At 71.1% G+C, this 24,955-nt stretch carries 26 protein-coding genes, 1 tRNA gene and 1 pseudogene; 6 read left to right on the forward strand and 22 right to left on the reverse strand.

Annotated features, from left to right (window positions below):
• Positions 1 to 656: 656 nt before the first annotated feature.
• The gene (locus tag OG439_RS24695) at positions 657 to 896 is read left to right on the forward strand and encodes a hypothetical protein (RefSeq protein WP_326943245.1); all 240 of its coding nucleotides are present in this window, start codon (positions 657 to 659) and stop codon (positions 894 to 896) included.
• A 65-nt stretch (positions 897 to 961) separates the two neighbouring features.
• Here the strand turns inward: OG439_RS24695 and OG439_RS50435 are convergent, their stop codons facing one another.
• From OG439_RS50435 to OG439_RS24705, 3 genes and pseudogenes are all read right to left on the reverse strand, one after another.
• The gene (locus OG439_RS50435; RefSeq protein WP_442792216.1) at positions 962 to 1,120 is read right to left on the reverse strand and encodes a TIGR02391 family protein; all 159 of its coding nucleotides are present in this window, start codon (positions 1,118 to 1,120) and stop codon (positions 962 to 964) included.
• 55 nt (positions 1,121 to 1,175) lie between these two features.
• Positions 1,176 to 1,661: pseudogene (locus OG439_RS24700) on the reverse strand (TIGR02391 family protein); the annotation flags it as partial.
• Positions 1,662 to 2,194: 533 nt separating this feature from the next.
• A tRNA-Asn gene (locus OG439_RS24705) sits at positions 2,195 to 2,267 on the reverse strand.
• A 164-nt stretch (positions 2,268 to 2,431) separates the two neighbouring features.
• Between OG439_RS24705 and OG439_RS24710 the strand changes: the two genes are divergently transcribed.
• A complete protein-coding gene (locus OG439_RS24710; protein WP_247054991.1) occupies positions 2,432 to 2,608 on the forward strand; it encodes a hypothetical protein in 177 nt (58 codons plus the stop codon).
• Here the strand turns inward: OG439_RS24710 and OG439_RS24715 are convergent.
• Genes OG439_RS24715 through dnaG form a run of 3 tightly spaced genes read right to left on the reverse strand, consistent with a single transcriptional unit; the run spans position 2,605 to position 5,858 of the window.
• Positions 2,605 to 3,366 (reverse strand): trans-aconitate 2-methyltransferase, encoded by a 762-nt coding sequence (locus OG439_RS24715; RefSeq protein ID WP_326943247.1) that lies wholly within the window; start codon positions 3,364 to 3,366, stop codon positions 2,605 to 2,607. The genes OG439_RS24710 and OG439_RS24715 overlap by 4 nt on opposite strands.
• Positions 3,367 to 3,415: 49 nt before the next feature.
• Positions 3,416 to 3,940, reverse strand: coding sequence for a hypothetical protein (locus tag OG439_RS24720; protein ID WP_326943248.1), 525 nt, complete (start codon positions 3,938 to 3,940; stop codon positions 3,416 to 3,418).
• 1 nt (position 3,941) lies between these two features.
• On the reverse strand, positions 3,942 to 5,858 hold the full coding sequence (gene dnaG, locus OG439_RS24725) for a DNA primase (protein WP_247054997.1): 1,917 nt from the start codon (positions 5,856 to 5,858) through the stop codon (positions 3,942 to 3,944).
• A gap of 32 nt (positions 5,859 to 5,890) precedes the next feature.
• Between dnaG and OG439_RS24730 the strand changes: the two genes are divergently transcribed.
• Positions 5,891 to 6,844: a sigma-70 family RNA polymerase sigma factor gene (locus tag OG439_RS24730; RefSeq protein WP_326943249.1), complete on the forward strand. Its 954-nt coding sequence runs from the start codon at positions 5,891 to 5,893 to the stop codon at positions 6,842 to 6,844.
• On the opposite strand, the gene OG439_RS24735 is transcribed toward OG439_RS24730, so the two are convergent.
• The 3 genes from OG439_RS24735 to OG439_RS24745 all read right to left on the reverse strand — a co-directional run bounded on the left by OG439_RS24735 (position 6,816) and on the right by OG439_RS24745 (position 9,016).
• Positions 6,816 to 7,586 (reverse strand): hypothetical protein, encoded by a 771-nt coding sequence (locus OG439_RS24735; protein WP_326943250.1) that lies wholly within the window; start codon positions 7,584 to 7,586, stop codon positions 6,816 to 6,818. The two genes, OG439_RS24730 and OG439_RS24735, sit on opposite strands and share 29 nt — an antisense overlap.
• A gap of 62 nt (positions 7,587 to 7,648) precedes the next feature.
• The gene (locus tag OG439_RS24740) at positions 7,649 to 8,215 is read right to left on the reverse strand and encodes a carboxymuconolactone decarboxylase family protein (RefSeq protein WP_326943251.1); all 567 of its coding nucleotides are present in this window, start codon (positions 8,213 to 8,215) and stop codon (positions 7,649 to 7,651) included.
• 99 nt (positions 8,216 to 8,314) lie between these two features.
• On the reverse strand, positions 8,315 to 9,016 hold the full coding sequence (locus OG439_RS24745; RefSeq protein WP_326943252.1) for a carboxymuconolactone decarboxylase family protein: 702 nt from the start codon (positions 9,014 to 9,016) through the stop codon (positions 8,315 to 8,317).
• A gap of 102 nt (positions 9,017 to 9,118) precedes the next feature.
• On the opposite strand from OG439_RS24745, the gene OG439_RS24750 reads away from it, so the two are divergent.
• Positions 9,119 to 9,724, forward strand: coding sequence for a TetR/AcrR family transcriptional regulator (locus tag OG439_RS24750; protein WP_247055007.1), 606 nt, complete (start codon positions 9,119 to 9,121; stop codon positions 9,722 to 9,724).
• Between the two features lie 24 nt (positions 9,725 to 9,748).
• A complete protein-coding gene (locus OG439_RS24755) occupies positions 9,749 to 10,099 on the forward strand; it encodes a VOC family protein (RefSeq protein WP_326943253.1) in 351 nt (116 codons plus the stop codon).
• Between the two features lie 453 nt (positions 10,100 to 10,552).
• Here the strand turns inward: OG439_RS24755 and OG439_RS24760 are convergent, their stop codons facing one another.
• Positions 10,553 to 11,092, reverse strand: a complete 540-nt coding sequence (locus tag OG439_RS24760; RefSeq protein ID WP_326943254.1) for a DinB family protein — start codon at positions 11,090 to 11,092, stop codon at positions 10,553 to 10,555.
• A 50-nt stretch (positions 11,093 to 11,142) separates the two neighbouring features.
• Between OG439_RS24760 and OG439_RS24765 the strand changes: the two genes are divergently transcribed.
• The gene (locus OG439_RS24765; RefSeq protein WP_326943255.1) at positions 11,143 to 11,829 is read left to right on the forward strand and encodes an alpha/beta fold hydrolase; all 687 of its coding nucleotides are present in this window, start codon (positions 11,143 to 11,145) and stop codon (positions 11,827 to 11,829) included.
• 82 nt (positions 11,830 to 11,911) lie between these two features.
• On the opposite strand, the gene OG439_RS24770 is transcribed toward OG439_RS24765, so the two are convergent.
• The 12 genes from OG439_RS24770 to OG439_RS24825 form a co-directional block, all read right to left on the reverse strand.
• Positions 11,912 to 13,627 (reverse strand): glycosyl transferase, encoded by a 1,716-nt coding sequence (locus tag OG439_RS24770; protein ID WP_442792346.1) that lies wholly within the window; start codon positions 13,625 to 13,627, stop codon positions 11,912 to 11,914.
• A 95-nt stretch (positions 13,628 to 13,722) separates the two neighbouring features.
• On the reverse strand, positions 13,723 to 14,817 hold the full coding sequence (locus OG439_RS24775; RefSeq protein ID WP_326943257.1) for a serpin family protein: 1,095 nt from the start codon (positions 14,815 to 14,817) through the stop codon (positions 13,723 to 13,725).
• Positions 14,818 to 15,084: 267 nt separating this feature from the next.
• Positions 15,085 to 16,362 carry a deoxyguanosinetriphosphate triphosphohydrolase gene (locus OG439_RS24780; protein ID WP_326943258.1) on the reverse strand — a complete coding sequence of 426 codons (1,278 nt, stop codon included), beginning with the start codon at positions 16,360 to 16,362 and terminating at the stop codon, positions 15,085 to 15,087.
• A 34-nt stretch (positions 16,363 to 16,396) separates the two neighbouring features.
• Complete coding sequence (locus tag OG439_RS24785) at positions 16,397 to 17,050, reverse strand: YdcF family protein (protein ID WP_326943259.1); 654 nt, start codon at positions 17,048 to 17,050, stop codon at positions 16,397 to 16,399.
• A gap of 32 nt (positions 17,051 to 17,082) precedes the next feature.
• The gene (locus OG439_RS24790; RefSeq protein ID WP_247055024.1) at positions 17,083 to 17,688 is read right to left on the reverse strand and encodes a response regulator transcription factor; all 606 of its coding nucleotides are present in this window, start codon (positions 17,686 to 17,688) and stop codon (positions 17,083 to 17,085) included.
• Complete coding sequence (locus OG439_RS24795) at positions 17,685 to 18,890, reverse strand: sensor histidine kinase (RefSeq protein ID WP_326943260.1); 1,206 nt, start codon at positions 18,888 to 18,890, stop codon at positions 17,685 to 17,687. Before OG439_RS24795 ends, OG439_RS24790 begins: the two co-directional genes overlap by 4 nt.
• 27 nt (positions 18,891 to 18,917) lie before the next feature.
• Positions 18,918 to 19,658: an ABC transporter permease gene (locus OG439_RS24800; protein WP_326943261.1), complete on the reverse strand. Its 741-nt coding sequence runs from the start codon at positions 19,656 to 19,658 to the stop codon at positions 18,918 to 18,920.
• Complete coding sequence (locus OG439_RS24805) at positions 19,655 to 20,587, reverse strand: ABC transporter ATP-binding protein (RefSeq protein WP_326943262.1); 933 nt, start codon at positions 20,585 to 20,587, stop codon at positions 19,655 to 19,657. Before OG439_RS24805 ends, OG439_RS24800 begins: the two co-directional genes overlap by 4 nt.
• A gap of 160 nt (positions 20,588 to 20,747) precedes the next feature.
• Positions 20,748 to 22,136 carry a glycine--tRNA ligase gene (locus tag OG439_RS24810; RefSeq protein ID WP_247055032.1) on the reverse strand — a complete coding sequence of 463 codons (1,389 nt, stop codon included), beginning with the start codon at positions 22,134 to 22,136 and terminating at the stop codon, positions 20,748 to 20,750.
• Between the two features lie 92 nt (positions 22,137 to 22,228).
• Positions 22,229 to 22,888 carry a class F sortase gene (locus OG439_RS24815; RefSeq protein WP_326943263.1) on the reverse strand — a complete coding sequence of 220 codons (660 nt, stop codon included), beginning with the start codon at positions 22,886 to 22,888 and terminating at the stop codon, positions 22,229 to 22,231.
• A 79-nt stretch (positions 22,889 to 22,967) separates the two neighbouring features.
• Positions 22,968 to 23,606 carry a class F sortase gene (locus tag OG439_RS24820; RefSeq protein WP_326943264.1) on the reverse strand — a complete coding sequence of 213 codons (639 nt, stop codon included), beginning with the start codon at positions 23,604 to 23,606 and terminating at the stop codon, positions 22,968 to 22,970.
• Positions 23,607 to 24,698, reverse strand: a complete 1,092-nt coding sequence (locus OG439_RS24825; RefSeq protein WP_326943265.1) for a hypothetical protein — start codon at positions 24,696 to 24,698, stop codon at positions 23,607 to 23,609.
• Positions 24,699 to 24,955: the final 257 nt, after the last annotated feature.

A 24,955-nucleotide genomic window follows, 5' to 3' on the forward strand; every position in this document is an offset into this window, starting at 1 on the left:
CGCGACGATGTCAGCAAGGAGGGCACCGCTACTTCGAGCAGAACAAACCCCTTTCCAGCCACTCCTCGCACGGTGCTCGGCGAGACGCATGCCATGAGAGAGCCACGCCAATGCCACCGACAGGGAGCCGCAATGTGGGAGCGACTCACCAAGCACCTGGACCAGAGTCTGGCCGACCCCGGTCCTGCGGCCCAGTCTCAAGTAGCCGCATAGCGTGCGCCCTGGCGAGCCACCTCATCGGCACCTCGGCTCGAGACGGGGCTCGCTAGCCAAGGTCGCTCGTAACGTTGGTCCGGCTGCACGACACCGGCTGCGAGATCCTGATCGGCCGGATCCAAGCCCACGTCACTTGCCGAATGCGCCAGATGTTCGACACGCGCGCGGCGCAGTCCTCTCACCAATTTCACTGGGGCACAGCTGGGGCAGACCCCCCGTTACAACTGCACTGAACAACACACGGTTGCAAGAAACGGCGATTAAGCGCAGCATTTGACTAGGCGATTCTCTATCATCGCAGGTCAGAGTCATGATCGACCCTCACTGGCAGTGAGGGGGTCACCAGCACTGTTTTCGCTGGTCAAGGACGTGCCCGTCAGTTGCTTACCCGAGTTCGGGAGCAGTCACCGAGCGAGCCCGAACGACACACTTTGTGGACGATGTATCCGCTCGAGCGGCGGACCGTCAGCAACCGCCCTGCGACGGAAGTCATCGGCCACGTTCCCCAGATCGGGTGGCAACTACGGCTGGGCGAGCACATCTTCGTCAAGAGCAGGCGAGATGGCGGATCCTACAGCTGCGTGCCCGGCATCGATGCCGCTGTCGTCGAGGAGATCTCGGCTTCCTCCGCGCGGGCATGGGGAAACCCGGCTGCGAAGCCGAGACACGTGAGCTCCTGAAACTCGCCGAGGCGACTGGTCTCGTCTCCCAGACGGAAGACAACGTCGCGAACCAGGGCGATTGATCAAGCAGCCGGCCGGGCTTCGACACCGTCGAGCAGCCGCAGGAGCAGATCAGCCAACAGGACCGCATCGCTGGCGACCGCCGGGTCCTCGTACTTCACGGCCCGGTGCGACGTCGGGTTCTTGAACATCCCGATAGCCCCTTTGAAGAGGTTCAGCATCGCCTGCTGTTCGCCTGGCTCGGCCTTGAGGTCGACCAAAACCCCGGGGATCCCCGGGAGCGAACGCTTTGTCGATCAGCTTGGTGCCCAGGTCCGAGTCCGACGCGCCGGCGAGGTCTCGGACGCGGATCTCCACCTCTCGCATGGCCACGAACACGGCGACGTCGTACTCACCGAGTAGGAATTGCTGCTCGACCAGCTGGGCGATGCGCGGGTGCAGCGACATCCCCAGCCGTTCGGCAGCAGCGAGCTTGCCGACGCCGTACCGTAACGTCTCCTCGCCCAGGCGACTGACGACATATGCGTCTGCAGACGGCTGCGACGGATCACGTACGACCAGACCGTGAGTCATCAACCAACTCCAGCCTTCTGACAGCGCGCGGCCGATTTCACGATCCCGGGCGGTTCCCTGTTGCTCGGCGCCCCTCATCCAGTTCTGCCAGTTCCAGCCATCTCCAGCCTTGTAGTCGTGCAAGATCAACAAGGCGAGAGCGTCGATCGGCAGGGCCAGCGTCTCGGCTTTCGGCCGCGTCCAGGTCATGGGAGTTCGCGTCCTCTCGTCGTCGCGATCTACCGTCGTCGACCAAGCCGACCCTGTTACGGGTACACGCAACGACGCTGCAGTCTGACCGCCTCTGTGACTTGCGTCGTCGAACGCTGTCTCGTGCCGACTTCGAACTGCTCGCCGGGTTCCTTCAGAGCACTCGACAGCACGATGGCGGCCCCGACAACGCAGCCGGCCAGGCCTCCGGTCACAGACATCAACTTCAAGGCCCGGGCTGAGCAGTGCCGTAGATACACACGCGACCGAGCACACCGGCCGACTTCACGACCTTCGACTCTGAACTCCATAACCACAGAGAGGACCAGGTCGCCATGCCACATGCGGCATGCCGCATCCCGGCAGCCGAGCCCACAGGGGTTGCGTCTTGATGCCGACACGGCCAGCCAGCGGACCATGGCAGCCCGATCCCACAGGTCAGCGGGCCGATCACTGGACGATCATCAAGATAGACACTAAATCGCCCCTACTCAGGGGTAGCAAAAAAGCCCAGGTCTGTGACCTGGGCTTTGCTCCCCCGCTTGGACTCGAACCAAGAACCCTCCGGTTAACAGCCGAATGCTCTGCCAGTTGAGCTACAGGGGAATGTCGCTCTTTCCGGTGCCGCGCTCTCGCCCGACAAGAAGAACTTTAGACCATCCCCGCAACCCGGTTCGCACCACCCCCCACTTAGCGCAACCGCCCCCTGCGGCCGGTTTTCCTGGACAATGGACAGTCGGACGACCTATCGACGAGAGGCGTGGACACGGATGAAGAAGTTCCTGCTGGGTGCGGGCCTGGGCTACGTACTGGGCGCCAAGGCAGGCCGGGGGCGGTACGAGCAGCTCGTGCGCACCTACCGCCGGGTCGTCGACCATCCGATGGTCCAGGGTGCCGCCGGGGTCGCCCGGGCCAAGATCAGCGAAAAGGCGGGGCGCCGGCGTTAGACCTGCGCGACGAGGAACACGCGGCGGAACTCGAACCACGTCGTGCCGTCGGCGCGTGTGGGGTACGCCTTGTCGAGCCGAGGGGCCAGTTCGGCGCGGAACTGGTCCCACGCCTCATCCTGGAGCACCGCGCGGATCGGGCGCAACGCCGTTCCGGTGATCCACTCCAGCACCGCTCGCGACCCGCGCAGCGGCTGGACATACGTCGACTCCCAGGCGTCGACGCCGCAGCCGGCGTCGGCCAGGAGGTTCGCGTACTCCAGCGGGGTCGAGACCGCGTCGTCCTCGCGCAGGACCACGTCGGCCAGCTGTGACGACCAGGTCGGGGACGCCGCCAGTTCGCGGGTCAGCGCGTGCGACGGGGCGTCGAAGTTGCCCGGGACCTGCACCGCCAGCCACGCGCCCGACGGCAGCTGCCCGGCCCAGCGGCGCAGCAGGTCGCGATGGTCGGGCACCCATTGCAGGACGGCGTTCGACACGACGACGTCGGTGTCCGGCGCCGGTGTCCAGTCGTTGACGTCGAGCACCGCGGCGTCCAGGCCGCGGGTACGCGCGGCCGCCACCATTTCGGGTGAACTGTCGCTGCATTCCAAAGCGGCACCGGGCCAGCGTTTGCCCAGGTCGACCGTCAGGTTTCCGGGGCCGCAGCCGAGATCGACCACCCGCCTGGGTGACACCGCGCCGATCCGGGACGTCAGGTCGTAGAACGGCCGGGCCCGCAGGTCGGCGTAGTCGAGGTACTTCTCCGGATCCCACACAGGCGCCTCCCGCACAAACAGTACGCGTGTACTGAGTACGAGCGTACTGCTATTCGGCGGCGGTAGCCAGCTTCGCGGCGACCTGCTCGGCGATGGCCGCCACCAGCGTGACGTCCGTGCCCGGGTCCGGCCGGACCTGCAGCACGCTGCCGTCGCGGCCGGGGACCTTGCGCTGGACGAACCACGCGCCGCCGTCGCCGATGTCCTGGCGGTGCCGCGAGCGCACCGAGCCGTCGACGCGCAGCCGCACGTGGTGCGGCACCCGGCTCGGCTCCGGCAGGCTGAACCGCACGGGCGCGAGGTCGCTCAGCACGACGGCCGACCCGGCGGTGCCGGACTCGGCCGACTCGGTCAGCGTGAAGACGCCGTCCTTCCAGGCCGCTTTGCCGATCAGGTGCCAGCCGACGCGGCGCGCGCCGCCGGCACCGTCCGGGATCCACAGCCCGAGCGGCGTGACGACCAGGTGCCCGCCGCCCTCGACCGGGGCGCTGTCCACGACGTCCTCGCCGGCGTCCAGCGAACCGGCGAAACCGTCGGGGGTGCGGTCGCCGAGCAACCGGCGCAGGAAACTCACGTCAGCTCCACGAGCTGGCGGACGCCTGCTCGCCCAGCGACTTCTTGTACTGCTCCAGCGCGACGAGGTCGCCGAAGAGGGCGCGGTAGTCGTCCGGTGCCTCGACCGGCGAGAGCCGCTGCAGCTTCCCCTTGATCTCCGAGATCTGCCGCCCGACGAGGCTTTCCTGCAGCCGGGCGAGGATCGAGGAGATGTAGCGGGAGTCGACTTCGTCCTTGGCCTGCAACGGTTCCACGGCCAGCTCGGAGAGCACCCGGCGGACCGTCCCCTCCGGGCAGTGCGCGGCCGCCGCGTCCAGCAGCGACGGGCCGGTGAGGCCCGAACCGGCCCCGCCCGCCTTCAGCACGGCTTCGTGCACCGCGATGTACACCGGGTGCGTGAACGCCTCCAGCGGCAGCGCGTCGTACTCCGGCCCGGCGATCGCGGGCTGCTGCAGCGCGGCCTTCAGCGCCTCGCGCTGGATCGCGAACCGCGGGTCCTTCGGCGCGGGGCGGGCGACGTCGGACTCCGGGGCCTTCACCTCGGGAGCGCCGACGCGGGCCGGCTGCTTCAAGGGCGCGCCACCGCGCTTGTCGGTCGCGCCCGCGCTGCCGCGCACGCGGTTGACGACCTGGGCGACGTCCTGCCAGCCCACCCACCAGGCGAGCTTCGACGCGTAGCCGTCACGCGCGGCGCGGTCCTTGATCGCCGCGATCATCGGCACGGTCTTCTGCAGCGCCGAGACCTGGCCGTCGACCGAGTCGAGGTCGAAGTTCTTCAGCGTGCTGCGGATGGCGAACTCGAACAGCGGGATCCGGCGCGCGACGAGGTCCTTGACCGCGCTGTCGCCCTTGGCCAGGCGCAGCTCGCACGGGTCCATGCCGTCCGGCGCGACCGCGATGTAGGTCTGGCCGGCGAACGTCTGATCGCCCTCGAACGCCTTCAGCGCCGCCTTCTGGCCCGCTTCGTCACCGTCGAAGGTGAAGATCACTTCGCCGCGGAAGGCGTCGTCGTCCATCATCAGCCGGCGAAGCACCTTCATGTGGTCTTCGCCGAACGCCGTGCCCGACGACGCCACGGCCGTCGGGACGCCCGCCGCGTGCATCGCCATCACGTCCGTGTAGCCCTCGACCACGACGACCTGGTGCCGCTTCGCGATCTCGCGCTTGGCCAGGTCGAGGCCGAACATGACCTGGGACTTCTTGTAGATCGGCGACTCGGCGGTGTTGAGGTACTTGGCCGAGATCCGGTCGTCGTCGAACAGCCGCCGCGCGCCGAAGCCGACGACCTCGTTGCCGACGTCGCGGATCGGCCAGACGAGCCGCCGGTGGAAGCGGTCCATCGGGCCGCGCTGGCCCTCCTTGGACAACCCCGCCGTCAGCAGCTCCTTGACCTCGAACCCGCGCGTGAGCAGGTGCTTGGTCAGCTTGTCCCAGCCGCCGGGGGCGTAGCCGCAGCCGAACGTCTTCGCCGCGGCGGCGTCGAACCCGCGCTCGGACAGGAAGTCCCGCGCGGTGCGCGCCTCGTCGGTAACCAGCTGCTCGGCGTAGAACTCCTGGGCGGCGCGGTGCGCCTCGATCAGCCGGCTGCGGCTGCCGCGGTCGCGCTGGATCGTCGCGCCGCCGCCCTCGTAGGTGAGCCGGATGCCGACCCGGTCGGCCAGCCGCTCGACGGCCTCCACGAAGGTGATCAGGTCGATCTTCTGGACGAACTTGATCACGTCGCCGCCCTCGCCACAGCCGAAGCAGTGGAAGGTGCCGTGCGTCGGGCGGACGTTGAACGACGGGGTCTTCTCGTTGTGGAACGGGCAGAGGCCCTTCAGGCTGCCCCCACCGGCGCGGCGCAGCGCCACGTACTCCCCGACGACCTCGTCGATCCGGCTCCGCTCGCGCACCTCCGCGATGTCGCTGTCCCGAATCCGTCCTGCCACGCCACCCACTCTATCCCCGCCGGTTGCGGCACACTCGGGGCATGGCCTCCACGCCCACCGCCCAGGACACCCTCGCCGCGCGGTTCGCCGAGCACCGCGGCCACCTGATCGGGGTGGCCTACCGGCTCACCGGCACCCGCGCCGACGCCGAGGACGCCGTCCAGGAGTCGTGGCTGCGGCTGGCCGGGCTCGACGACGCCGGGCAGGACGCGATCCGCGACCTGCGCGGCTGGCTGACCACGGTCGTCGGCCGGATCTGCCTCGACCGGCTGAAGTCGGCCGCGGCGCAGCGGGAGCGCTACGTCGGCCAGTGGCTGCCGGAACCGGTCGTGACGCCGTTCGGGCAGCCGGTCAGCGAGGACCCGCTCGACCTCGCCGTCCGCGACGACGGCCTGCGGATGGCCGCGCTGGTCGTGCTCGACAAGCTGACGCCGGAGCAGCGCGTCGCGTTCGTGCTGCACGACGCGTTTGCGCTGCCCTTCGCCGAGATCGCGGACATCCTCGGCTGCTCGGTCGACGCCGCACGCCAGCACGGCTCCCGCGGCCGCCGCGCGCTGGCCGACGCGGACCCGGCGCCGCGCGCGCCGCTCGACGAGCAGGCGAAGATCCTCGAGAAGTTCGTCACCGCGCTGCTCGCCGGCGACATCGGCGCGGTCGTCGAGCTGCTGCACCCGGACGCGGTGCTGATCGGCGACTCGGACGGCAAGGGCCGCACCACGCGCCAGCTCATGGTCGGCGCCGACAAGCTCGCGCGGTTCTTCGTCGGGCTCATGCGCAAGTACGCCCCGGAGAGCGTCACCCGCGGCGCGGCGGTGCTGGTCAACGGCGACCTCGGGTTCTACCTGCCGCCGCTGCCGGGGCGTGAAGGTTTCCTGGCGCTCGACGAGCACGTCCAGGCGATGAGCGTCCGCGACGGGAAGATCGTGGCGATCTACGACGTCGTCAACCCGGACAAGCTGACCCGGATCACGCGTCCCGGCGCCGCGCCTTCGTGATCCCGGCCACCAGCACGAGCACGGCGAAGGCACCGAAGTAGGCCAACGCCCAGCCCGGGCTCAACGGCGAGTCGGACAGGGTCGCCGCGTTACCGCCGTCGCGACCGGCGTTCGCCGCGCCGGAGCCGCTGAGGAACTTCGTGACGGCGTTCAGCGGCAGCCACCGGTGGATCGCCTGCCCGGCCCGCGGGATCAGCGTGATGACGTTCTCCGCCATGAGCGGGTAGCCGACGAGCAGCGCGACCGCGCCGGCGGTGTGGCGCACGAGCAGGCCGACGCCGACCCCGCAGACCGCGGCGAGCGCGAACACCGGACCGGTGCCGGCGACGATCGTCCAGTCCGCGACGCTGTCGAGCGCCAGATCGGCGTCCGGGGCGAGGATCCGCGCGACCAGCCAGGCGAGGAAGGCCGCGGCTTCGCCGAGGAGAAACGCGTACCCGGCGACGACCGCGGCCTTCGCGGCCAGCGCCGGCCACCGGCTCGGGACGCCCTGGAAGGTGCCGTGGATCGTGCCGGACTGGTACTCGCTCGTCACGGAGAGGGCCGCGAGCACCAGGACGGCGACCAGGCTGAGCTGGAAGCCGAACTGGGTGCTCGCGACGGTGGGCGGCAACCGGGATTCGGTGGCCGTGAGCGCGGTGAGCACGGCCGGCGCGACCAGGGCGACGACCGCGAAGAGGCCGCACGCCCACGGCGTGGCGATGCTGAAGAGCTTGATCCGTTCACTGGCGACGAGGTGCATGCCGGAACGGTCCCGCGGCGGGCACCCCGGGCGCGTCCCACCGGGGTCTGGTTCCCGGGGTCCTACGGGAGCGGGACCCGGCAGGCGTCGCCCGAGGTGAAGCCCTGCTCGACGATGCCGAGCGCGCTGTTCATCCGGGCGCGGGAGTTCTCCAGGCCGATCTGGTAGGTCAGCTCGATGACGCCGTCGCGGCCGAACGCGCGCACCAGCTCGGCGACCTGCTCGTCGGTCACCGTGACCCGCTCGGCGGACATCGCGTCGGCGTAGGCGATCGCGAGCCGCTCCTGGGGGCTGAACGCGGGCGACGTCGCGTAGCCGTCTATCTCCTTCAGGCGTTCGACGTCCAGGCCGTCGTGCTTCTGCAGCATGGTGCCGAAGTCGACGCACCACGAGCAGCCGATCCGGGTGGCGACGCGGTAGACGGCCAGCTCGCGCACGTTCGCCGGCAGCTTCTTCGACGCGCGTTGCACCATCAGCTCGTGCACCGTGTTCGCGCGCAGCAGCCCGGGGTGGTGCGCGGCGACGGCCATCGGCTCGGGCACGGCGCCGTACTTCCGGCCGGCGACGCGGTAGAAGAGCTTGAGCAGCGGTCCGGCTTCGGTGGTCTTCTTCGCGGCGATGCGGGGCATGTCGGTCTCCATTCGTCTCGGTCGGGAGAGGAACGAGACGGCGGCCGGGGACGTGACACCCGGCGGGGTGAGCCACGCCACCGGCCTGCGCCCGGCCGGTCAGCCCATCGCGTTCAGCGCTTCCCAGGCGTGCCAAGCCCTCGTGACGCCGAACTGCGCCAGGAACCGCAGCGCGGCGCGGACGTCCTCCGGCGTCGCGCCGCCCCGCTGCGCGCGGCCGACGTGGATGCGGAACGTGTCGGCGAGCGTCTGGTAGCAGACGTCGACGCTCATGCTGACCAGGCCGCGTTCCCGCTCGGTGAGCGTGCCGGGGCCGTGCCCGGTCCGCATCCGCGACTGTAGGTCGAAGTACGCGGCGAAGTGCGGGTCCAGCTCGCTCAGCCGGGCGCGCACCGCGTCCGGGAGCGGGCTCGGCGCGGCGTCCGGGCCGGTCGAGACCAGCTCGTCGGCCAGGGTTTCGACGTCCGGACGCGGCAGGCCCAGTTCGGCTTCGAGCTCGGTGATCCGCTCGACGCCCGCGGTCGCGGCGGGGTAACCGCAGTCGTAGGAGACGAAGCGCAGCAGTTCCCGGATGTCCGAAGTGGACACTCCGGCGGCCAGCCCGGCCCGTACGTGCGCGGTGAACGCCAGGCCCAGGCTGCCCTGGCAGACGTCGGCCGTGACGCACAGGAAGGTCTTCTCGCGGTCGGTCAGCTCCGGGATCGCCCGGACGAACTTCGCGGTGGTGCCGGCCAGTTGCGCGAAGGCGGGGTCGAGCGCGGCGAGCCGCTCGAGGCTCGTGGGTGCGGCAGCGGTGGTCAAGATCGTGCTCCCTCAGTTGATGAACGATCGTAGCGCTACAGCTGTAGTGCGAATTACGCTACACCTGTAGCGCAATGGGTGTCCAGCTATAGTGGGACGACCATGACCGAGACCCGCCGCCGTCCCAACGCCCGCGGCAAGGGCGAACTGCTGCGCGAAGAGATCGTCACGGCCGCCGTCGGGATGCTCGACGAGCTGGCCGACGACGAGGCGCTCTCGCTGCGGGCCGTCGCGCGCGCGGTGTCGATCGCGGCGACGTCGGTCTACCTGCACTTCCCGGACCGCGACGCGCTGGTGCTGGCCGCTATGCAGCGCTGCCACGAGGAGCTGGTGCGGACCGGCGACGACGCCTACGCGGCGGCGCCGGACCCGGCGGCCGCGTTGCGCGCGCGGATCCTGACGCAGGCCGCGTGGGCGCGCGAGCACCCCGGGCTCTACAAGGTGCTGCACGAGAGCAAGGTCCACCGGCGGCTCGGGATGCCGTTCAAGGAGGTCATGGTCGCCCGCACGGTCGACGGCGTGCGGGCGTGCATGGACGCCGGCCTGGCCCCCGCGGACGACCCGGTGACGGTCGCCATCGACCTGCGCACCGCCGTCAACGGCATGCTGGCGCAACGGATCAACGAGCCCGACCTGCCGTGGTCGCCCGCGGTCGAGCAGGTCGACCGGTTCCTGGCGAAGCTGGTCGGCCTCCCTTGTGTTCCGTGACGAAACGGACTTGGGTGGGCCGGTATGAGCCAGGACTACCAGACGGTGACCCCGCGGATGGTGGTGCGCGATCTCGTCGCCGCCGTCGCGTTCCTGCGCACGGTGTTCGGCGCGACCGGTGAGCTGGAGAGCGGCCGCCCCGCCGACCTCCGCATCGGCGGCTCGCGCGTCCTGGTCTCCGCCGAGGGCGAGCGGGAGCTGTTCCCCGCGTTCTTGTACGTGTACGTGCCCGACGCGGACGCGACGTACCGCCGAGCCCTCGACTGCGGCGCGACGAGCCTGGAGGAACCGGCGAACACCCCGTACGGCGACCGCCGGGCGATGATCCGCGACCCGTTCGGCAACGTCTTCCAGATCGCCCACGCCCGCGACTGAGCGGCGCTGCTTCGTGTCTTCGTGACTTGATCTCCACCGGATTCCGCGTGGTCAACGGGATTCCCTGCTCGACCGGGTCGTGGCGTTGAAAGTGCTCTCGCCGCCGATCAGGGGGGCTCGCGAACGCTTCCGCCGCGAAGCCCACTCGGCGGCCTGCTGAACGCCCACCTGAACCAGGCCCCGCCCCGCTCGAGCCTGCTGCGCCTGGGCACGCCCGCGGCGCTCGACGGCGTGGTGGCGCGAGGCATGGCGAAGAGTCCGGACGACCGCTACCCCACTGCCGCGGCGCTCGCGGCGGGGACGCGTGCCGCGCTGGGCGCACCTCGTGGTTTCACCGTTCCACCCGCCGAAACCCGGACGTTCACCCGGGTCGAACCGGCGGCGGACACCACCGTGCCGACGGCTCAGGAGAGCCGGCCGTCGACTCGGATTCGGTGACCCGGAACCACTGACCTACTCGCCGGTGCTGCCGTCCACCGACTCGCGGATGAGGTCCGCGTGGCCGTTGTGGCGGCTGTACTCCTCCACCATGTGGACCAGGATCCAGCGCAGGTTCGGCTTGCGGCCGTCCGGCCAGCCGCGGACGGCCGGCTGCGCGAGGTCGCCGTTCTCCATCGCCTTCGCGACCAGCTCGCGCGAGCGGGCGACCGTCGACTCCCACATCTCGCGGAGCTGCTCCGGGGTGTCTTCCGCGGCGGAATCCCAGTCCCAGTCCGGGCTTGCGGTCCAGTCGACCGAGTTCCACGGTTCCGCCCGCTCGTTGCCGAACAGGATGCGGGAGAACCAGTGGTCCTCCACGTAGGACAGGTGCTTGAGCATCCCGCCGAGGGTCAGCGGGGACGGGCCGACGGTCGCGCGCAGGCCTGCCGCGTCCAGGCCCGCGCTCTTCCACGCCAGCGTCGCGCGGTGGTACTCGAGGAACCCCAGCAGAGTCCCGGCTTCGTCGGCGTCGACCGGCGGTTCGGCCCGGCCCTGCTCGTCCACGATGGTCATGAGCGGGCACTCTACCGATTTTGTCGGTGGGCTCCGCTAGGTTTCCGGGCATGGCTGAATTCGTACTCGTAGCAGGTGCTTGGCTCGGCTCGTGGGCGTGGAGCGAGGTGGTGCCGGAGCTCACGGCGGCCGGGCACGGCGCCCACCCCGTGACGCTGTCCGGCGTCGCCGAGAAGAGCGCGGTGCCCGCCGGGCAGGCGACCCACGTCCAGGACATCGTCGACGTCGTCGAGGGCGCGGACCTGCGTGAGGTCGTGGTGGTGGGGCACAGCTACTCGGGCATCCCGGTCGGGCAGGCCGCCGAGCGGATCGGCGACCGGCTGGCGCGCGCGGTGTTCGTCGACTCCAACGTGCCGGCCGATGGCGAGTCGTTCACGTCCGTCTGGTCCGAGGCCCAGGTGGCCGCCCTCACCGAACGCGGCTTCTGGCCGCCCCTGACCGCGGAAGACTATGCGGGACAAGGCCTTTCCGGCGCCGAGATCGCCCGCATCGTCGGCGGCTCGACCCCGCACCCGGCCGCGTCGCTCACCGAACCGGCCGTCCTGAGCCGGCCCCTCGGCGAGCTGCCGGCGACTTACATCAAGTGCCTGCTCGACGGCGACACGCCGAGCCCGGACGTCGTCGAGCTGCTCAAGAGCGACCGGTGGAACCTGGTGGAGCTGAACACGGGTCACTGGCCGATGTTCTCGCAACCGAAGGAGCTCGCGACGATCCTGCTCGACGCCGTGAAGGCCTGACCGCCGCCGGTGGGGCTTACGAGAGCAGCCCCACCGTGGCCGGTCACGCCATCGGCCTGGCTCGTGCGAACCGTGGGACCGGCTACGCCGTCAGCGCGCGGACGTCCCAGACCCAGACCCCGCCGACGAACTCCGCCGGCTTGCGCAGCAGCAGCTCCACAGTGGACTTGAGCGCTTCCTGGTTCTGCCGCGGGCCGACCACCAGCACGTCGGCGTTCCACTTGCGCAGGTCCACCAGGGCCTGGGTGCGGTCGGCTTCGGTGACCTCCGCCGTCTGGCCCGTGCGCTCGACCTCGGCGAACAGGTCCGACGTCGGGAGCGGGACGGCGCCGTAGCGGCCGCTGCGGTCCTCCGCGGACGTCGGGCCGACGAAGTAGCCCTCGGGCATCGGGTAGCCGAGGCCCGCGTCCACCTGCCAGTGCAACGGTTCCGCTTCGCCGGTGCTCGGCAGCGGCACCGGCACGAGCGAGCCGCCGGGGGCGATGTACTGGCGCCAGATGCCGTCGGCGAAGAACGGCGGCGACAGCGGGCGCTCGTGCGTCACCAGCTCCGTCGGCGCGATCGGGAGCAGCACCGCCACCACCGCGCCGACCCAGACCAGGCGCAGGGGGAAGCGCTGCTTGCCGTCCAGGGGTTCGGGCTGCTCGGCCGCGGCCGTCCAGACGCGGTGCGTCGCGATCGCCAGCAGCCCGCCGACCACCGGGATGCAGCCCATCGCGAGCCGGGATTCGAGCAGCGAGTCCAGCAACGGCAGCTGCCCCAGCCACTTCCACAGCCCGGGGATGCCGGTGTCCTGGTGCGCCACCGTGATCTCGACACCCAGCGAGAGGAACGCCAGCACGTACGTGGTGATCGCGAGCGCGCGCGCCACGACGTCGCGCCACAGCCAGATCGTCAGCACCACCACGAGCACGATCAGCGGCCAGCCGAAGAACGCGTTCTCCTCGGTGCGGTTCATCGAGACGTCCGCGGCCGACTCCGGCCAGCCGGCGATCGACTGCGTCGCGAACCGGGTGAACGCCGCGGTGTCGTTGCCCGCCGGGCCGTGCAGCAGCGAATGGAAGCTCTGCGGCCCGAAGAACTGCCAGTACAACGGGAAGCCCGCGATCAGCAGCGCCACGACGGCACCGATGCCGACGCCCTTGGCCAGCGGCGCGAGCATGCCGCGGATCTCGGCGCGGTGCGGGACCAGGTAGGCGATCACGAACACCAGGAACGTGAGCCCGAAGATCGCCAGCGGCTCCTCGCCGAGCAGGATCTGCCACGCGACGAGCAGGCCGAGCACGACGCCGTTGCGCACCGGCCGAACGTTGCGCGCGATCTGGAACGCCTTCAGCGCGATGAACGGCAGCACGAACAGCACGACGAAGTTCGGGTGCGCGTTGCCGTGCGAGATCATCGGCGGGGCGAACCCGCAGAACGCGGCGCCGATCGCGGCGGCCGTGCGGTTGGGCACCAGGTGCCGGGAGAACACCCAGTACCAGCCGATCGCGGTGCCGGCGAGCCCGGCGGTCAGCACGATCGCCCAGGTCAGCGTGGCGCCGAAGGTCAGCGTAATCGGGGCGAGCGGGATGTTCAGGCCGAACATCGCCGCGTTCGCCGCCATGTTCACGCCGTACGGGTAGTTCTGCAGGTCCGTGGTGAACGGGTTCTGGAAGTGCAGGACGGACTTCGCGACGACCGTCGAGTACCACTCCCACTGGCTCTGGTCCGACGCGCCGTTCCACAGGTAGCCGCGCTTGAGGTCGAACCACAAGCCGTTGTAGAGCAGGATCGTGAAGAGCAGGAACCCGCCCATGATGGCGGAGTCCGGCCACTGCCAGCGTTTCGGGCCTTCGGGTGGGGCTTCGGGAGCGGGTGGGACGAGCTCGGGGACGGCTTCGGACTTCAAGCTCACGGCTCGACCACCCTGGCGAAGAAGTAGAGCGCGCCGGTGCCGGCGTGCCGGACCAGCAGCAGGAACGGCCGGTCCACCGTCACGGCGACCGGGTCGGACGTGATCATCGAGGTGAGGCGCATGGTCAACGCCGTCGCCGCGGCCCCCTCGAAGCCTTGTTCGTCGACCCGCAGCACGGCCTGGTGCACCACCTCGGACACCGCGAGCCGCGGGTCCGGGGAGAGCCCGCTCAGGTCGGCGCGGTCGGTGAACATCGTTTGCACGCCCAGGCCGTGCAGCACGCCGGTGAGAGAGCTGGGCACGTCGAGCGAGACCTTGGGGAGCGCCAGCTCCACGCGCGTCGAGCGGATCTTGCCGAGCAGGCCGGTGAGCGCCGCTTCGTCGAGCGACGCCTCCGCCTCGGCGAGGTCGCCGTCGGGCAGCAGCACCACGGCCTGCAGGCCACCGGCCGCGACCAGCTGTACCGCCTGCCAGCCGCCGGTGTGCGCGTAGCCGACGTTCTCGCCGAGCCACATCGTCGGCACGTCCCGGGTGCCGGACGGCGCGTGGAACGGCGCGTCGGCGGTGTTGGCCTCGCGGAACGGCAGCTTCCAGGCGGCCTTCAGGTACAGCGCGTTGACGAGCACGGCCGCGATGCCGGTGTCGATCGAGCCCGGCGGCAGCAGCTGCGGGATGAGGCCGTGCGTGGTGCGGCCGACGTCCTCGTTGATCAGGGCGCGGGCGCGTTCGGGGTCCTCCCCGAACGGCGCGCTCTCGACGTTCGCCCCGGGCCACCCGGCGAGTTCGGCCTTGAAGCCGTCCTCGAGCGGGAGGCTGTCGGCGGCCCACAGCGTGTTGGCCACGGCGATCTCGGGCGGTTCGGCGCCCCGGCCCTCCTCGACGAGCTGCGTGGCCGCCCGCAGCAGCTCGGCCTGCGCGGCCGGCTCGCCGAGCAGGGCGACCAGCTCATCACGGGTGGCCCCCCGGGCGGCGAGCGCGGCCAGCGTCAGCGCGCTGGCCACCGAATACGGCGAGAAACAGGAGTTCCCGCCCTCGGCGCCGAGGGCCCCATGGACGGCAAGGGCGAACCGGAGGTGGCTGTCCGTGGCCATGCGGGCGAGACTACCGGAACCCCTCACCCAGCCGGGCGGCCACGCGGAACTCCCCCACCGGGTGACGAACCCGGCGGCGGCCACCCCGCGCCGGAAGCGCCGGCCCGCGTGATGGGGAGGTCGACACCCGTGATCGAGAGGTCGACACGCGTGATTCGAGGGTCGACACGGTGAGGAGCAGGCCCCCGCGTCGTGTCGACCCTTCAATCACGCGTGTCGGCGCGCTGATCACGGGTGTTGGCGCTTCCATCACGCCGGACCCCCGGGCTAGTGGTGGCGGGTCACGTGCCAGGAGTGCCAGGCGTGGGCCTGGGCGTCGGTCAGGGAGGCCACCTGGTCGACGACCACGCGCAGCAGGCCCGCGTCGTCCTTTGCGGCCTTCCACGCCGGGAGGAACAGCGGGTCCAGTGACTCCGGGGCGCGCCTCGCCAAGGCGTGGACCAGTTCGCCCAGCAGCTCGCGCTGGCCTTCCTGCATCGCCAGCCGCCGTCGGTCGCTCATCACGTAGCGCAGGGCCAGGGCCTTGAGCAGGGCCACCTCGGCGGCGACCTGCTCGGGCACGGCCAGCCGGGCCCGGTAGCGGCCCAGCGGGCCCTCGCCGAAGCGGGCTCGCGTTCCGGTGACGGCGGCCGTCGCGAAGCGGCCGACCAGCTCGCTCGTCAGCCGCTTCAGCGCTACCTGCGCGCCGGGTGAGCCGTCCGGGGCCGCCTCGGCCAGGGCCGCGACCACCGGCAGCGCCAGCAGTTCGTCGGCCGCACTCTCCAAAGTGGACACCGACTGGCCGGAGAAGTGCTTGGCCGCGGCCTCGGCGACGGCGGCGCGCTCGTCCGAGTAGGCCAGCACCCGCAGCCGGATCCGGCCGGCGAGCACGCCGTCCTCGACGTCGTGCACCGAGTACGCGACATCGTCGGCCCAGTCCATGATCTGGGCCTCCAGGCACGTTTCCGCCGCCGCCGCGCCGTCGCGGAACCAGGTGAAGACCTCGGCATCGTCGGCGTAGACGCCGTACTTCCCCCGGCCGGGCTTGCGCGGCCAGGGGTACTTCGTGGTCGCGTCGAGGCAGGCGCGGGTCAGGTTGAGCCCGGCCGTGGCGCCGTTCTCGTCGACCAGCTTCGGTTCCAGCCGGGTCAGGATGCGTAACGTCTGCGCGTTGCCCTCGAACCCGCCGCACGCGGCGGCCACCTCGTCGAGCGCGCGTTCGCCGTTGTGCCCGAACGGCGGGTGCCCGATGTCGTGCGCCAGCCCGGCGGTGTCCACCAGGTCCGGGTCGGCCCCCAGCTCCTCGGCGATGCCGCGGCCGATCTGGGCGACCTCCAGGGAGTGCGTCAGCCGGGTGCGCGGCGCGCCGGTGATCTCGGCGCCCTCCCCCGGGCCGACCACCTGGGTCTTGCCGGCCAGCCGCCGCAGGGCCGCGGAGTGCAGCACGCGGGCGCGGTCGCGGGAGAACGCGCTGCGCCCGTCCGCGCGCGCCCCGGCCAGCGCCGCGCCCTTCGCCGGTTCCGGCCGGAGGCGGGCGGTGTCGTGCTCGCTGTAACCGTGGTCCACCCGCCCAGCTTAAGCGGGCGGACCGACAAAACGCTCAGCCCAGGAAAGTGGCGAAGAGGTCGTCGGCGGGGGTCTTCGTGAGGCGGTAGTACAGCAGCGCGCCGGTTTCGCGGACGATGTAGCGGACCTGCGTGACGCGCTCCTGGACGATCGGCCCGCTGTGCGTCGGCGCGGTCCAGGCGTCCAGGCCCAGGTCGTCGGCCATGGTGCGGGCGCGGAAGGAGTGCCACGGGTCGCTGACCAGCACCGCCGTGTGCCAGTCGCGCGCCTCGACCTGCTGGGCGACCGCGCGCAGGCTGCGCAGCGTGTCGCTGCCCTCCCCGACGGCCAGCGTCGCCGCCGCCGGCACGCCGCGGCGGGTCAGCCACAGCTGGCCGGCCCGTGCCTCGGTGAAGTTGTCCTCGGCCTTCTTGCCGCCCGCGGTGACGATCATCTTCGCGACGCCCGCGTCGTAGAGCTGCTTCGCTTTGATCAGCCGCGCGGCGTAGATGTCCGACGGCTTGCCGTTGTACTGGGCCGCGCCCAGCACCACGATGACGTCGGCCTGCGTGCGGTCGTTCTCGCGGGCGACCTGCCAGATCCGGAACGCCGTGCCGCCGACGAGGGCGAGCAGCATGAGGGCCGTGCCGAAGGCGATCCGGCGCGCCCAGCTCGCGTGCGACGGTTTGGTGCGTTCAGCGGTACCCACCCCGCCCATCTTGTCAGAAGGTCACCGGCCGCTCACAGCCAGCCGCGCTCCTCGGCGACGCGCACCGCTTCGGCGCGGGTCCGGGCGCCGGTCTTGCCGATCGCGGCGGACAGGTGGTTGCGGACGGTCCCCTCCGACAGGTGCAGCGCGCGGGCGACGTCGGCGACCGTGCTGCCGTCCCTGGCCTCCCGCAGCACGTCCCGCTCGCGCCCGGTGAGCGGGCTGGCGCCGGTGGCGAGCGACTCCGCGGCCAGCGCCGGGTCCACCACCCGGAGTCCACTGTGGACTCGCCGGACGGCTTCGACGAGCTGCTCGGGCGGCGCGTCCTTGACGACGAACCCGGCGGCCCCCGCGGCCATCGCGCGGGCCAGGTAGCCGGGCCTGCCGAACGTGGTGCAGATGATCACCCGGCACGACGGCAGCGCGGCCCGCAGGTCACCCGCCGCCTCCAGGCCGTCCTTGCCCGGCATCTGCACGTCCAGCAGCGCGACGTCGGGCTTCAGCTCGCGGGCGGCGGCGACCACCTCGTCGCCGGAGCCGACCTGCCCGACCACCTCGATGTCGGATTCGAGGCCCAGCACGGTGGCCAGGGCCCCGCGCACCATGGCCTGGTCGTCGGCCAGCAGCACCCGGATCAAGCGAGACCTCCCGCGGGTTCGGCGCGCACGGCCGGGGCGGCCGCGCGCGGTTCGGGCAGCGGGATCTCCGCTCGCACCGTCAATCCTCCCCCGGGCCGGACGGACGCGCGCACCGTGCCCCCGACCGCGGCGAGCCGCTCGGTGAGCCCGCGCAGGCCGTTGCCCGGGACGACGTCGGCGGCGGTGCCGTCGTCCTCGATCTCCAGCCAGTTGCCGCCCAGCTTCACCTTCACCTGCTTGGCGCCGGAGTGCCGCAGCACATTCGTGACGGCCTCGCGCAGCACGTACCCGAAGGGGTTCTGGAACTCGGGCCGGACGTTGTCGACCGCGTGCGGCAGGTCGGCGTCGATCTCCGCGGCCCGCAGCGCCGCGCGGGCGCCGACCAGCTCCGCCGAGAGCGACACCTCGCGGTACTCCGACACGGTCGCGCGGACGTCCGACAACGCGCTGCGGGTGAGGCTCTCGACCTCGCGGATCTCCTCGACCGCGCGCGGGATGTCGCCCGCGCTCTCCAGCACCCGCCGGGCCAGCCCCGCCTTGACGGTGATCGTGGTCAGGCTGTGCCCGAGCAGGTCGTGCAGGTCGCGGGCGACGCGCTGGCGTTCGTTCGTCACGGCGAGCGTGGCGATCTCCTTGTTGGCCAGCTCCAGCCGCCGGATGGCGCGGATGAGGTTGGCCATGAAGAACATCGCCAGCGTCACCGAGCCGACGGTGATCAGGTCGCCGTAGCCGTCGTGGAACCGGCCGCTCACCAGCAGGATCAGCGCCCCGAGCAGCAGCGCGACGACGTCCACGATCACCGACCACGCGGCCGGGGCCAGGAACACCATCACCGCCGTGCCGTAGAGCAGGATGAACGGGCTCGCCTCGACCGCCGCCACCACGCCGAGCCCCAGCGCGACCATCACGATCCCGAAGCCCAGCTTCAGCGGGCGCGCCTGGCGGAAGAAGTACGGGAACAGCAGGTAGCAGACGGCGTAGGCGTAGACCAGGATCCAGATGAGCACGAGCGGCACGGTCACGACGGTCTCGGCCAGGAGCGACTTCGTGATGGGGATGAGGAACGGCAGCAGGAAGACCGCGCCCATGATCGGCCAGCGCACGCTGTCCGGCCCCTGGTTCTTCGGGTCGGGAAGCGGGTCGTCCCACCACCCTTCCCGGGTGTTGAGCCCGAACCGGCGGTTCGTGTCGTCGTTCGCCATCGCCGTTCCTTCTCCCGTCCCCGGCCCTCAGACCCGGGCGCTGTCCTTACGGTAACGCCTGATCACCAGGGCTCCCAGCACGACCGTCCAGCCCGCGAGCACGCCCACGGCCTGCGGGAACGACACCACCATGTCGGTGGTCACCGCGGGCCGCGCCAGCTGCAGCACCCAGTACGTCGGCATGAGCTGGGCGACGTCGTGCATCCAGCCCGGCATGCTTTCGATCGGGATCCACAGCCCGCCGAGGAAGCCCATGCCCAGCGTGACGATCATGTTGACCGGCTGCATCGAGTCGGGCGTGCCGAACTGGCCGAGCAGCAGCCCGAGCAGCACCAGCGGGATCGTGCCGAGCCAGACGCCGGCGAAGATGCGCACCCAGCCGGCCGCGTCGAGGTGCACACCCTCGACGGCCACGGCGAGCACCGGCACGAGGATCAGCGCGGGCAGCCCGACGAGCAGGCCGGAGATGCCCTTGCCGGCCAGGTAGCCGGTGCCGGTCAGCGGGGTCAGGCGCAGCTGCCGCTGCCAGCCCGCGGCCCGCTCGAGCGCGAGCCGGGCGCCGCTGTTCGTCGCGGCGGCGAACGCGCCGAACGTCATCATGTTGATCATGATCACGGCGGCGATCTGCACGTGGTCCGGATCGGAGGACTTGGTGAAGACGTTGGCCTGCAACAGGAACATCAGCACCGGGAACGCGACGACGAAGATCAGGAACCGCGGTGCCCGGAAGTTCCGGCGGATCTCGGTGACCAGGTAGGTGGCGTTCATCGGACGGACTCCGCGGTTTCGTCGGCGGTCAGGGAAAGGAAGGCGCCTTCGAGGCCGACGGCGCTGATCTCGATGTCGTAGACCGAAGGCACCGCGGCCTTCAGGGCCCAGAGCGTCGCGTCGGAGTCGCCGGTGGAGATGGCGACGCGGTCGCCGCGCAGCTCGAACTCCTTGACGCCGGGCAGGGCCGCGATCGCGGCTTCGGTGGCGCCCGGCACGGCGGCGCGCAGGCTGCGGCCCCCGGCCAGCGCGCGGACCTCGGCGACCGAACCGTCGGCGACGATCCGGCCGCGCCGCATCAGCACCACCCGGTCGGCGAACTCCTCGGCCTCTTCGAGGTAGTGCGTGGCGAACACGACCGTGCGGCCGGACTCGGTGAACGAGTACATCGACTGCCAGAACTCCCGGCGCGTGCCGACGTCCATGGCCGCGGTCGGCTCGTCGAGGATCAGCAGGTCGGGGTGGCTGACCAGCGCGACGGCGAAGCGCACACGCTGCTTCTGCCCACCGGAAAGCTTGTTCGCGCGGCGCCCGGCCAGCTCTTCCACCCCGGCGGCCTGCAGCGCTTCGGCGACCGGCATCGGCTTGCGGTGCAGCGCCGCGACCATGCCGACGGTCTCGGCGACGGTCAGGTCGTCCATCAGCGCGCCGCCCTGCAGCATCGCGCCGATCAGGCCCGCGCGGACGGCGTCGATCGGCTTCCGGCCGAAGACCCGCACCTCACCGCTGTCCGGTGTGCTGAGGCCGAGGATCATGTCGACGGTGGTGGACTTGCCCGCGCCGTTGGGGCCGAGCAGGGCGACGACCTCGCCCGGGGCGATGGTCAGGTCGACGCCGTCGACCGCGTGGACGTCGCCGTAGTGCTTCCGCAGGCCGGTGAGGTGGATCGCGGCCCCCGCCGCCACCGCCTGGATGTCTGTGTCTCGCATGCCCCCAGGCTGCCGCCTCGCGGGCCGCCGTCCCCAGACCGTGCGTCACGACCTGGGGGTGACAGGTGTCAGGGGTGCCGGTCCCCCGAAAGCCGTGAAGGCCTCCTTACCGGCTCTTATGGCCGGTAAGGAGGCCTTCACGGACCTCTCGGAAAGCGGGTCAGCAGCCGATCAGGCGGCCGGCCAGGTAGGACTCCAGCTTGTCGATCGCGACGCGCTCCTGGGCCATGGTGTCGCGCTCGCGCACGGTCACGGCCTGGTCCTCGAGCGAGTCGAAGTCGACCGTCACGCAGTACGGCGTGCCGATCTCGTCCTGGCGCCGGTAGCGGCGGCCGATCGCCTGGGCGTCGTCGAAGTCGACGTTCCAGTGCTTGCGCAGCCGGGCGGCGACGTCCTTCGCCTTCGGGGTCAGGTCGGCGTTGCGCGACAGCGGCAGCACCGCGACCTTGAACGGCGAGAGCCGCGGGTCGAGCTTGAGCACGATCCGCTTCTCGACGCCGCCCTTGGCGGTCGGCGCCTCTTCCTCGTGGTAGGCGTCGACCAGGAACGCCATCATCGAGCGGCCGACACCCGCCGCGGGCTCGATCACGAACGGCCGGTAGCGCTGGCCGGACGCCTGGTCGAAGAACGACAGGTCCACGCCCGAGTGGTTCGAGTGCGTGGTCAGGTCGAAGTCGGTGCGGTTGGCGATGCCCTCGAGCTCGCCCCACTCCTGCCCGGCGTTGAACGCGAACCGGTACTCGATGTCGACCGTGCGCTTCGCGTAGTGCGAGAGCTTTTCCTTCGGGTGCTCGAAGTGGCGCAGGTTCTCGGGCTTGATGCCGAGGTCCTTGTACCACTCCGTGCGCTGGTCGATCCAGTACTGGTGCCAGGTCTCGTCCTCGCCCGGCTCGACGAAGAACTCCATCTCCATCTGCTCGAACTCACGCGTCCGGAAGATGAAGTTGCCCGGCGTGATCTCGTTGCGGAAGGACTTGCCGATCTGGCCGATGCCGAACGGCGGCTTCTTGCGCGACGTCGTCTGCACGTTGAGGAAGTTGACGAAGATGCCCTGCGCCGTCTCCGGGCGGAGGTAGTGCAGGCCCTCTTCGGTCTCGACCGGGCCGAGGTGGGTCTTCAGCATCATGTTGAAGGCCCGCGGCTCGGTGTACTGGCCGCGCGTGCCGCAGTTCGGGCACGGGACGTCGGACAGGTCTTCCTCCGACGTCTCCTTGCCGCTGCGCGCCGTGTAGTCCTCGGCCAGCTGGTCGGCGCGGAAGCGCTTGTGGCACGAGAGGCACTCGACCAGCGGGTCGGTGAACACCTTGACGTGCCCGGACGCCTCCCACACCTGGCGCGGCAGGATCACCGAGGAGTCGAGGCCGACGACGTCGTCGCGGCTCTGGACCACGGTCTTCCACCACTGGCGCTTGATGTTGTCCTTGAGCTCGACCCCGAGCGGCCCGTAGTCCCACGCCGAGCGGGTACCGCCGTAGATCTCTCCGCTGGGGAAGACGAAACCACGGCGCTTGCACAGGCTGACTACGGTATCGATGGTGTTCGTGGGCACTCCACGCTCCGGAAGCATGCGGGGACGGTTATCGGACTAGAACGTCAAGGGTATCCGCCGGGCCCACCGGGTTTCCGCGCAGGTGAGCCTCGTCAGGGCCGGGAGACCAGCGACGCCGTCACCACCCGGTTGTCCTCGTAGCCCTCGGTGCCGCCGACGTACTCGCCGCCGCAGGTCACCAGGAGCAGCTTGTGCGGGCCGTCCGGGGAGAACAGCTGCTCCGACCGCCCGGCCAGCTCGGACTTGTGAATGGTCTCGGTCGCGTCGACCCGGTACACCCAGGCGCCGCCGGCGGCGTCGGTCAGCTTGACGTCCTGCCCCTGCTTGACCTGCCACAGCTCGTCGAACGGGCCCTTCTTGCCCTTCCAGTTCACGTGCCCGGACAGCAGCGCGACGCCGTGGTCGGCGCCCAGCTTCGCGCCCCACCACGCGGCTTCGTCGAGACCTTCGGGGATCTTGAGCGCGCCGTTCGCGTCGAGGTCCTCCTGGACGAGCTTCGCGGCGCCGCCACCGGGCAGCGACAGCTGCGCCGGCGCCTGCCCGGTGTCCGGCGGGGTGCCCTGCGCGGCCGTGGCGGGTGCCGTCGGAACGGGCGTGTTGGCGCCGTTCGCGCTGGCAGGTTCATCCTTTCCGGTGAACACGAGCAGGGACGCGACGATCGCCGCGATCACGAACGCGCCGGCCGCGCCGACGATCCACCAGCGGCCGCGGCCCTTCTCGCGCTCCGCCGTCACCGGGTGCTGGTCCTGCATGTGCCTGTGCTCCTTCGCTCCGTGGGCAGTGCACAGACACACATGCCGCGACGGGCGGCGGAGGTTGCATCGAACTCGGTCAGCCGGCGGGGCGGGTCACCAGGGTCGCGGTCACCAGGCGGTTCTCGTCGTAGCCCTCGGTGCCGCCGACGTAGTCACCACCGCAGGTCACCAGCACCAGCCGGTGCGGGCCGTCCTGGCCGAACCAGCGGGCGGCCTGCGCGGGCAGCGTCTCCTTGGGCAGCGTGACGACGTCGTCGACGCGGTAGACCCAGCGGCCGCCGCGAGCGTCGACGACGCTGACGTCCTCGCCGTCGCGCATCCGCCACAGCTCGTCGAACGGGCCGCGGTCGCCTTCCCAGTTCACGTGCCCGGACAGCAGCGCGGCACCGTGGTCGGCGCCCAGCTTCGCGCCCCACCACGCGGCGTCGCCGAGGCCGCGCGGGATCGGCAGCACGCCGGTGTCGGTGAGCTCGGTGCGGACCAGCCGGGCGGTGGCGCCGTCGGGCAGCCGGACCGTGCCCGGGCGCTGCTGCTCGGTGGACGAGCTGTCGGCGGGCAGCACGGCCGGGGCCGCGTTCTCCCCCGGCAGTGAGCCGGGCGCGGGCGCGGCGATCGACGTGGGCTCGGGCGGCAGCCAGGTCAGCACGACGACCCCGGCCGCGAAGGCGGCGACGGCCAGCGCCCCCGAGACGGCGGCCAGCCCGGTGCGCAGCACCTAGTCCGTCCCGGACTTGCGCCGCCTGCCCAGCAGCAGGGCGACACTCCCGAAGAACACGCCGCCGAAGAGCAGGCCGATGCCGAGCGGGATGCGCGAGAGGTCGCTGCCGGTGTCCGGCGCGGCCGCGCCGAGGTACCCGGCCGGAACCTGCGTCGGCACCGCGGGCTGAGTCGCGCTGGTGCCGCCGCCGGTGGTGCCGGAGGCTTTCGCGACGAAGCCCTTCGGAACCGAGCAGCTGACCCCGCCGAGCACGACGTTCGTCTGGACGTCCTGCAGCGCGGCCCCCGCCGCGTCCTTGACGTGGGTGGTGATCTCGACCCGCCAGCCGGCGACGGCGGTGAAGTCGCCCCCGCGCCAGCCGTCCTGGCGGATCAGCTGGTCGAACGCGGCGACGCGGGTGAGCTTGAGGTCCGAGAGCGTGGTGTCCTTGCTCGCGTTCGTGATGTCGCCGGGCGGGCCCAGGCGCAGGTTCTGCAGCTGCAGGCCTGCGTTGCCGCCGGGCATCGGGACGATGCCGAGCGCGCCGCCGGCCTGGCGCACCCACAGCCGGGCCACCGAGGAGGTGCCGGTGAGCTTCGCCGGGGCGGTGCAGTCGACCGCGGTCTTGGCGCCTTCGAGCACGAGCACGGTGTCGTCGACCGGCTTGGCGCCGCCCTGCCACGTGTCGCGCAGCGCGTAGTTGGTCTCGGCGACGGCCGTGGGCACGGTGCTCGCCTGCAGCGCGGCGACGACGTTGTGGTCCCGGCTCGCGATCCCCGCGGGGTACGGGTCCTGCGACCCGCTGTAGCGGCCGAGGTCGATCGCGTAGTGCCCGCCGAACGTCGCGCGCTCGCCGTCGTCCTTGGGTACGGCGACCCGGTCGGTGCCGAGCTTCGACTGGCCGGGCAGCAGGGGCGAGCGCTGGGTCTCGGTGATCAGCGAGCCGCCGTGCTGGCCCTCGCCACCGATCCGGACCGACGCCACGTTCGCGAACGAAACCGGGCCGGTCTTCTCGTCGACCGCCTGGCTCTGTGCCCCGGCCACACCCACTCCGACCAGCGGAAACAGGACGGCCGTCACGACGGCTGCCTTCGTTGCGAATCGGGTCATGTCTCCCCACTGCGTTCTGCTCGGGCGGGCGTCGTCGTACGAGAAGCGACGCAACGCTCCGCGACAACCTTGCACCGTCGGCCACGACATGCGAAGCCGAAGAGCCAATATCCCACGAACTCACCCGAACGGGGTAATGCGTCCTGCCGTACCCCTCAGGACGCGGTGACCGGACGGGGCCCGTCCGGGGGAACACTAGGATGGGCCGGGCCGTTATCGGAAATGACTACGGAATTCATGGTCTCAGGCGGCGACGA

It is taken from the genome of Amycolatopsis sp. NBC_01307 (genome assembly GCF_035975215.1).
In the GTDB taxonomy this organism is placed as follows: Bacteria; Actinomycetota; Actinomycetes; order Mycobacteriales; family Pseudonocardiaceae; genus Amycolatopsis.

Bases quoted from the DNA above. Each gene is read 5' to 3' on its own strand.
- OG439_RS24775 (WP_326943257.1), bottom strand. From the start codon at position 14,817: ATGGCCACGGACAGCCACCTCCGGTTCGCCCTTGCCGTCCATGGGGCC.
- OG439_RS24765 (WP_326943255.1), top strand. From the start codon at position 11,143: ATGGCTGAATTCGTACTCGTAGCAGGTGCTTGGCTCGGCTCGTGGGCG.
- OG439_RS50435 (WP_442792216.1), bottom strand. From the start codon at position 1,120: ATGCTGAACCTCTTCAAAGGGGCTATCGGGATGTTCAAGAACCCGACG.
- OG439_RS24750 (WP_247055007.1), top strand. From the start codon at position 9,119: ATGACCGAGACCCGCCGCCGTCCCAACGCCCGCGGCAAGGGCGAACTG.
- OG439_RS24740 (WP_326943251.1), bottom strand. From the start codon at position 8,215: ATGCCCCGCATCGCCGCGAAGAAGACCACCGAAGCCGGACCGCTGCTC.
- OG439_RS24770 (WP_442792346.1), bottom strand. From the start codon at position 13,627: ATGGGCGGGTTCCTGCTCTTCACGATCCTGCTCTACAACGGCTTGTGG.
- OG439_RS24735 (WP_326943250.1), bottom strand. From the start codon at position 7,586: ATGCACCTCGTCGCCAGTGAACGGATCAAGCTCTTCAGCATCGCCACG.
- OG439_RS24825 (WP_326943265.1), bottom strand. From the start codon at position 24,698: ATGACCCGATTCGCAACGAAGGCAGCCGTCGTGACGGCCGTCCTGTTT.
- OG439_RS24730 (WP_326943249.1), top strand. From the start codon at position 5,891: ATGGCCTCCACGCCCACCGCCCAGGACACCCTCGCCGCGCGGTTCGCC.
- OG439_RS24815 (WP_326943263.1), bottom strand. From the start codon at position 22,888: ATGCAGGACCAGCACCCGGTGACGGCGGAGCGCGAGAAGGGCCGCGGC.
- OG439_RS24800 (WP_326943261.1), bottom strand. From the start codon at position 19,658: ATGAACGCCACCTACCTGGTCACCGAGATCCGCCGGAACTTCCGGGCA.
- OG439_RS24795 (WP_326943260.1), bottom strand. From the start codon at position 18,890: ATGGCGAACGACGACACGAACCGCCGGTTCGGGCTCAACACCCGGGAA.
- OG439_RS24760 (WP_326943254.1), bottom strand. From the start codon at position 11,092: ATGACCATCGTGGACGAGCAGGGCCGGGCCGAACCGCCGGTCGACGCC.
- OG439_RS24695 (WP_326943245.1), top strand. From the start codon at position 657: ATGTATCCGCTCGAGCGGCGGACCGTCAGCAACCGCCCTGCGACGGAA.
- OG439_RS24710 (WP_247054991.1), top strand. From the start codon at position 2,432: ATGAAGAAGTTCCTGCTGGGTGCGGGCCTGGGCTACGTACTGGGCGCC.
- OG439_RS24755 (WP_326943253.1), top strand. From the start codon at position 9,749: ATGAGCCAGGACTACCAGACGGTGACCCCGCGGATGGTGGTGCGCGAT.
- OG439_RS24805 (WP_326943262.1), bottom strand. From the start codon at position 20,587: ATGCGAGACACAGACATCCAGGCGGTGGCGGCGGGGGCCGCGATCCAC.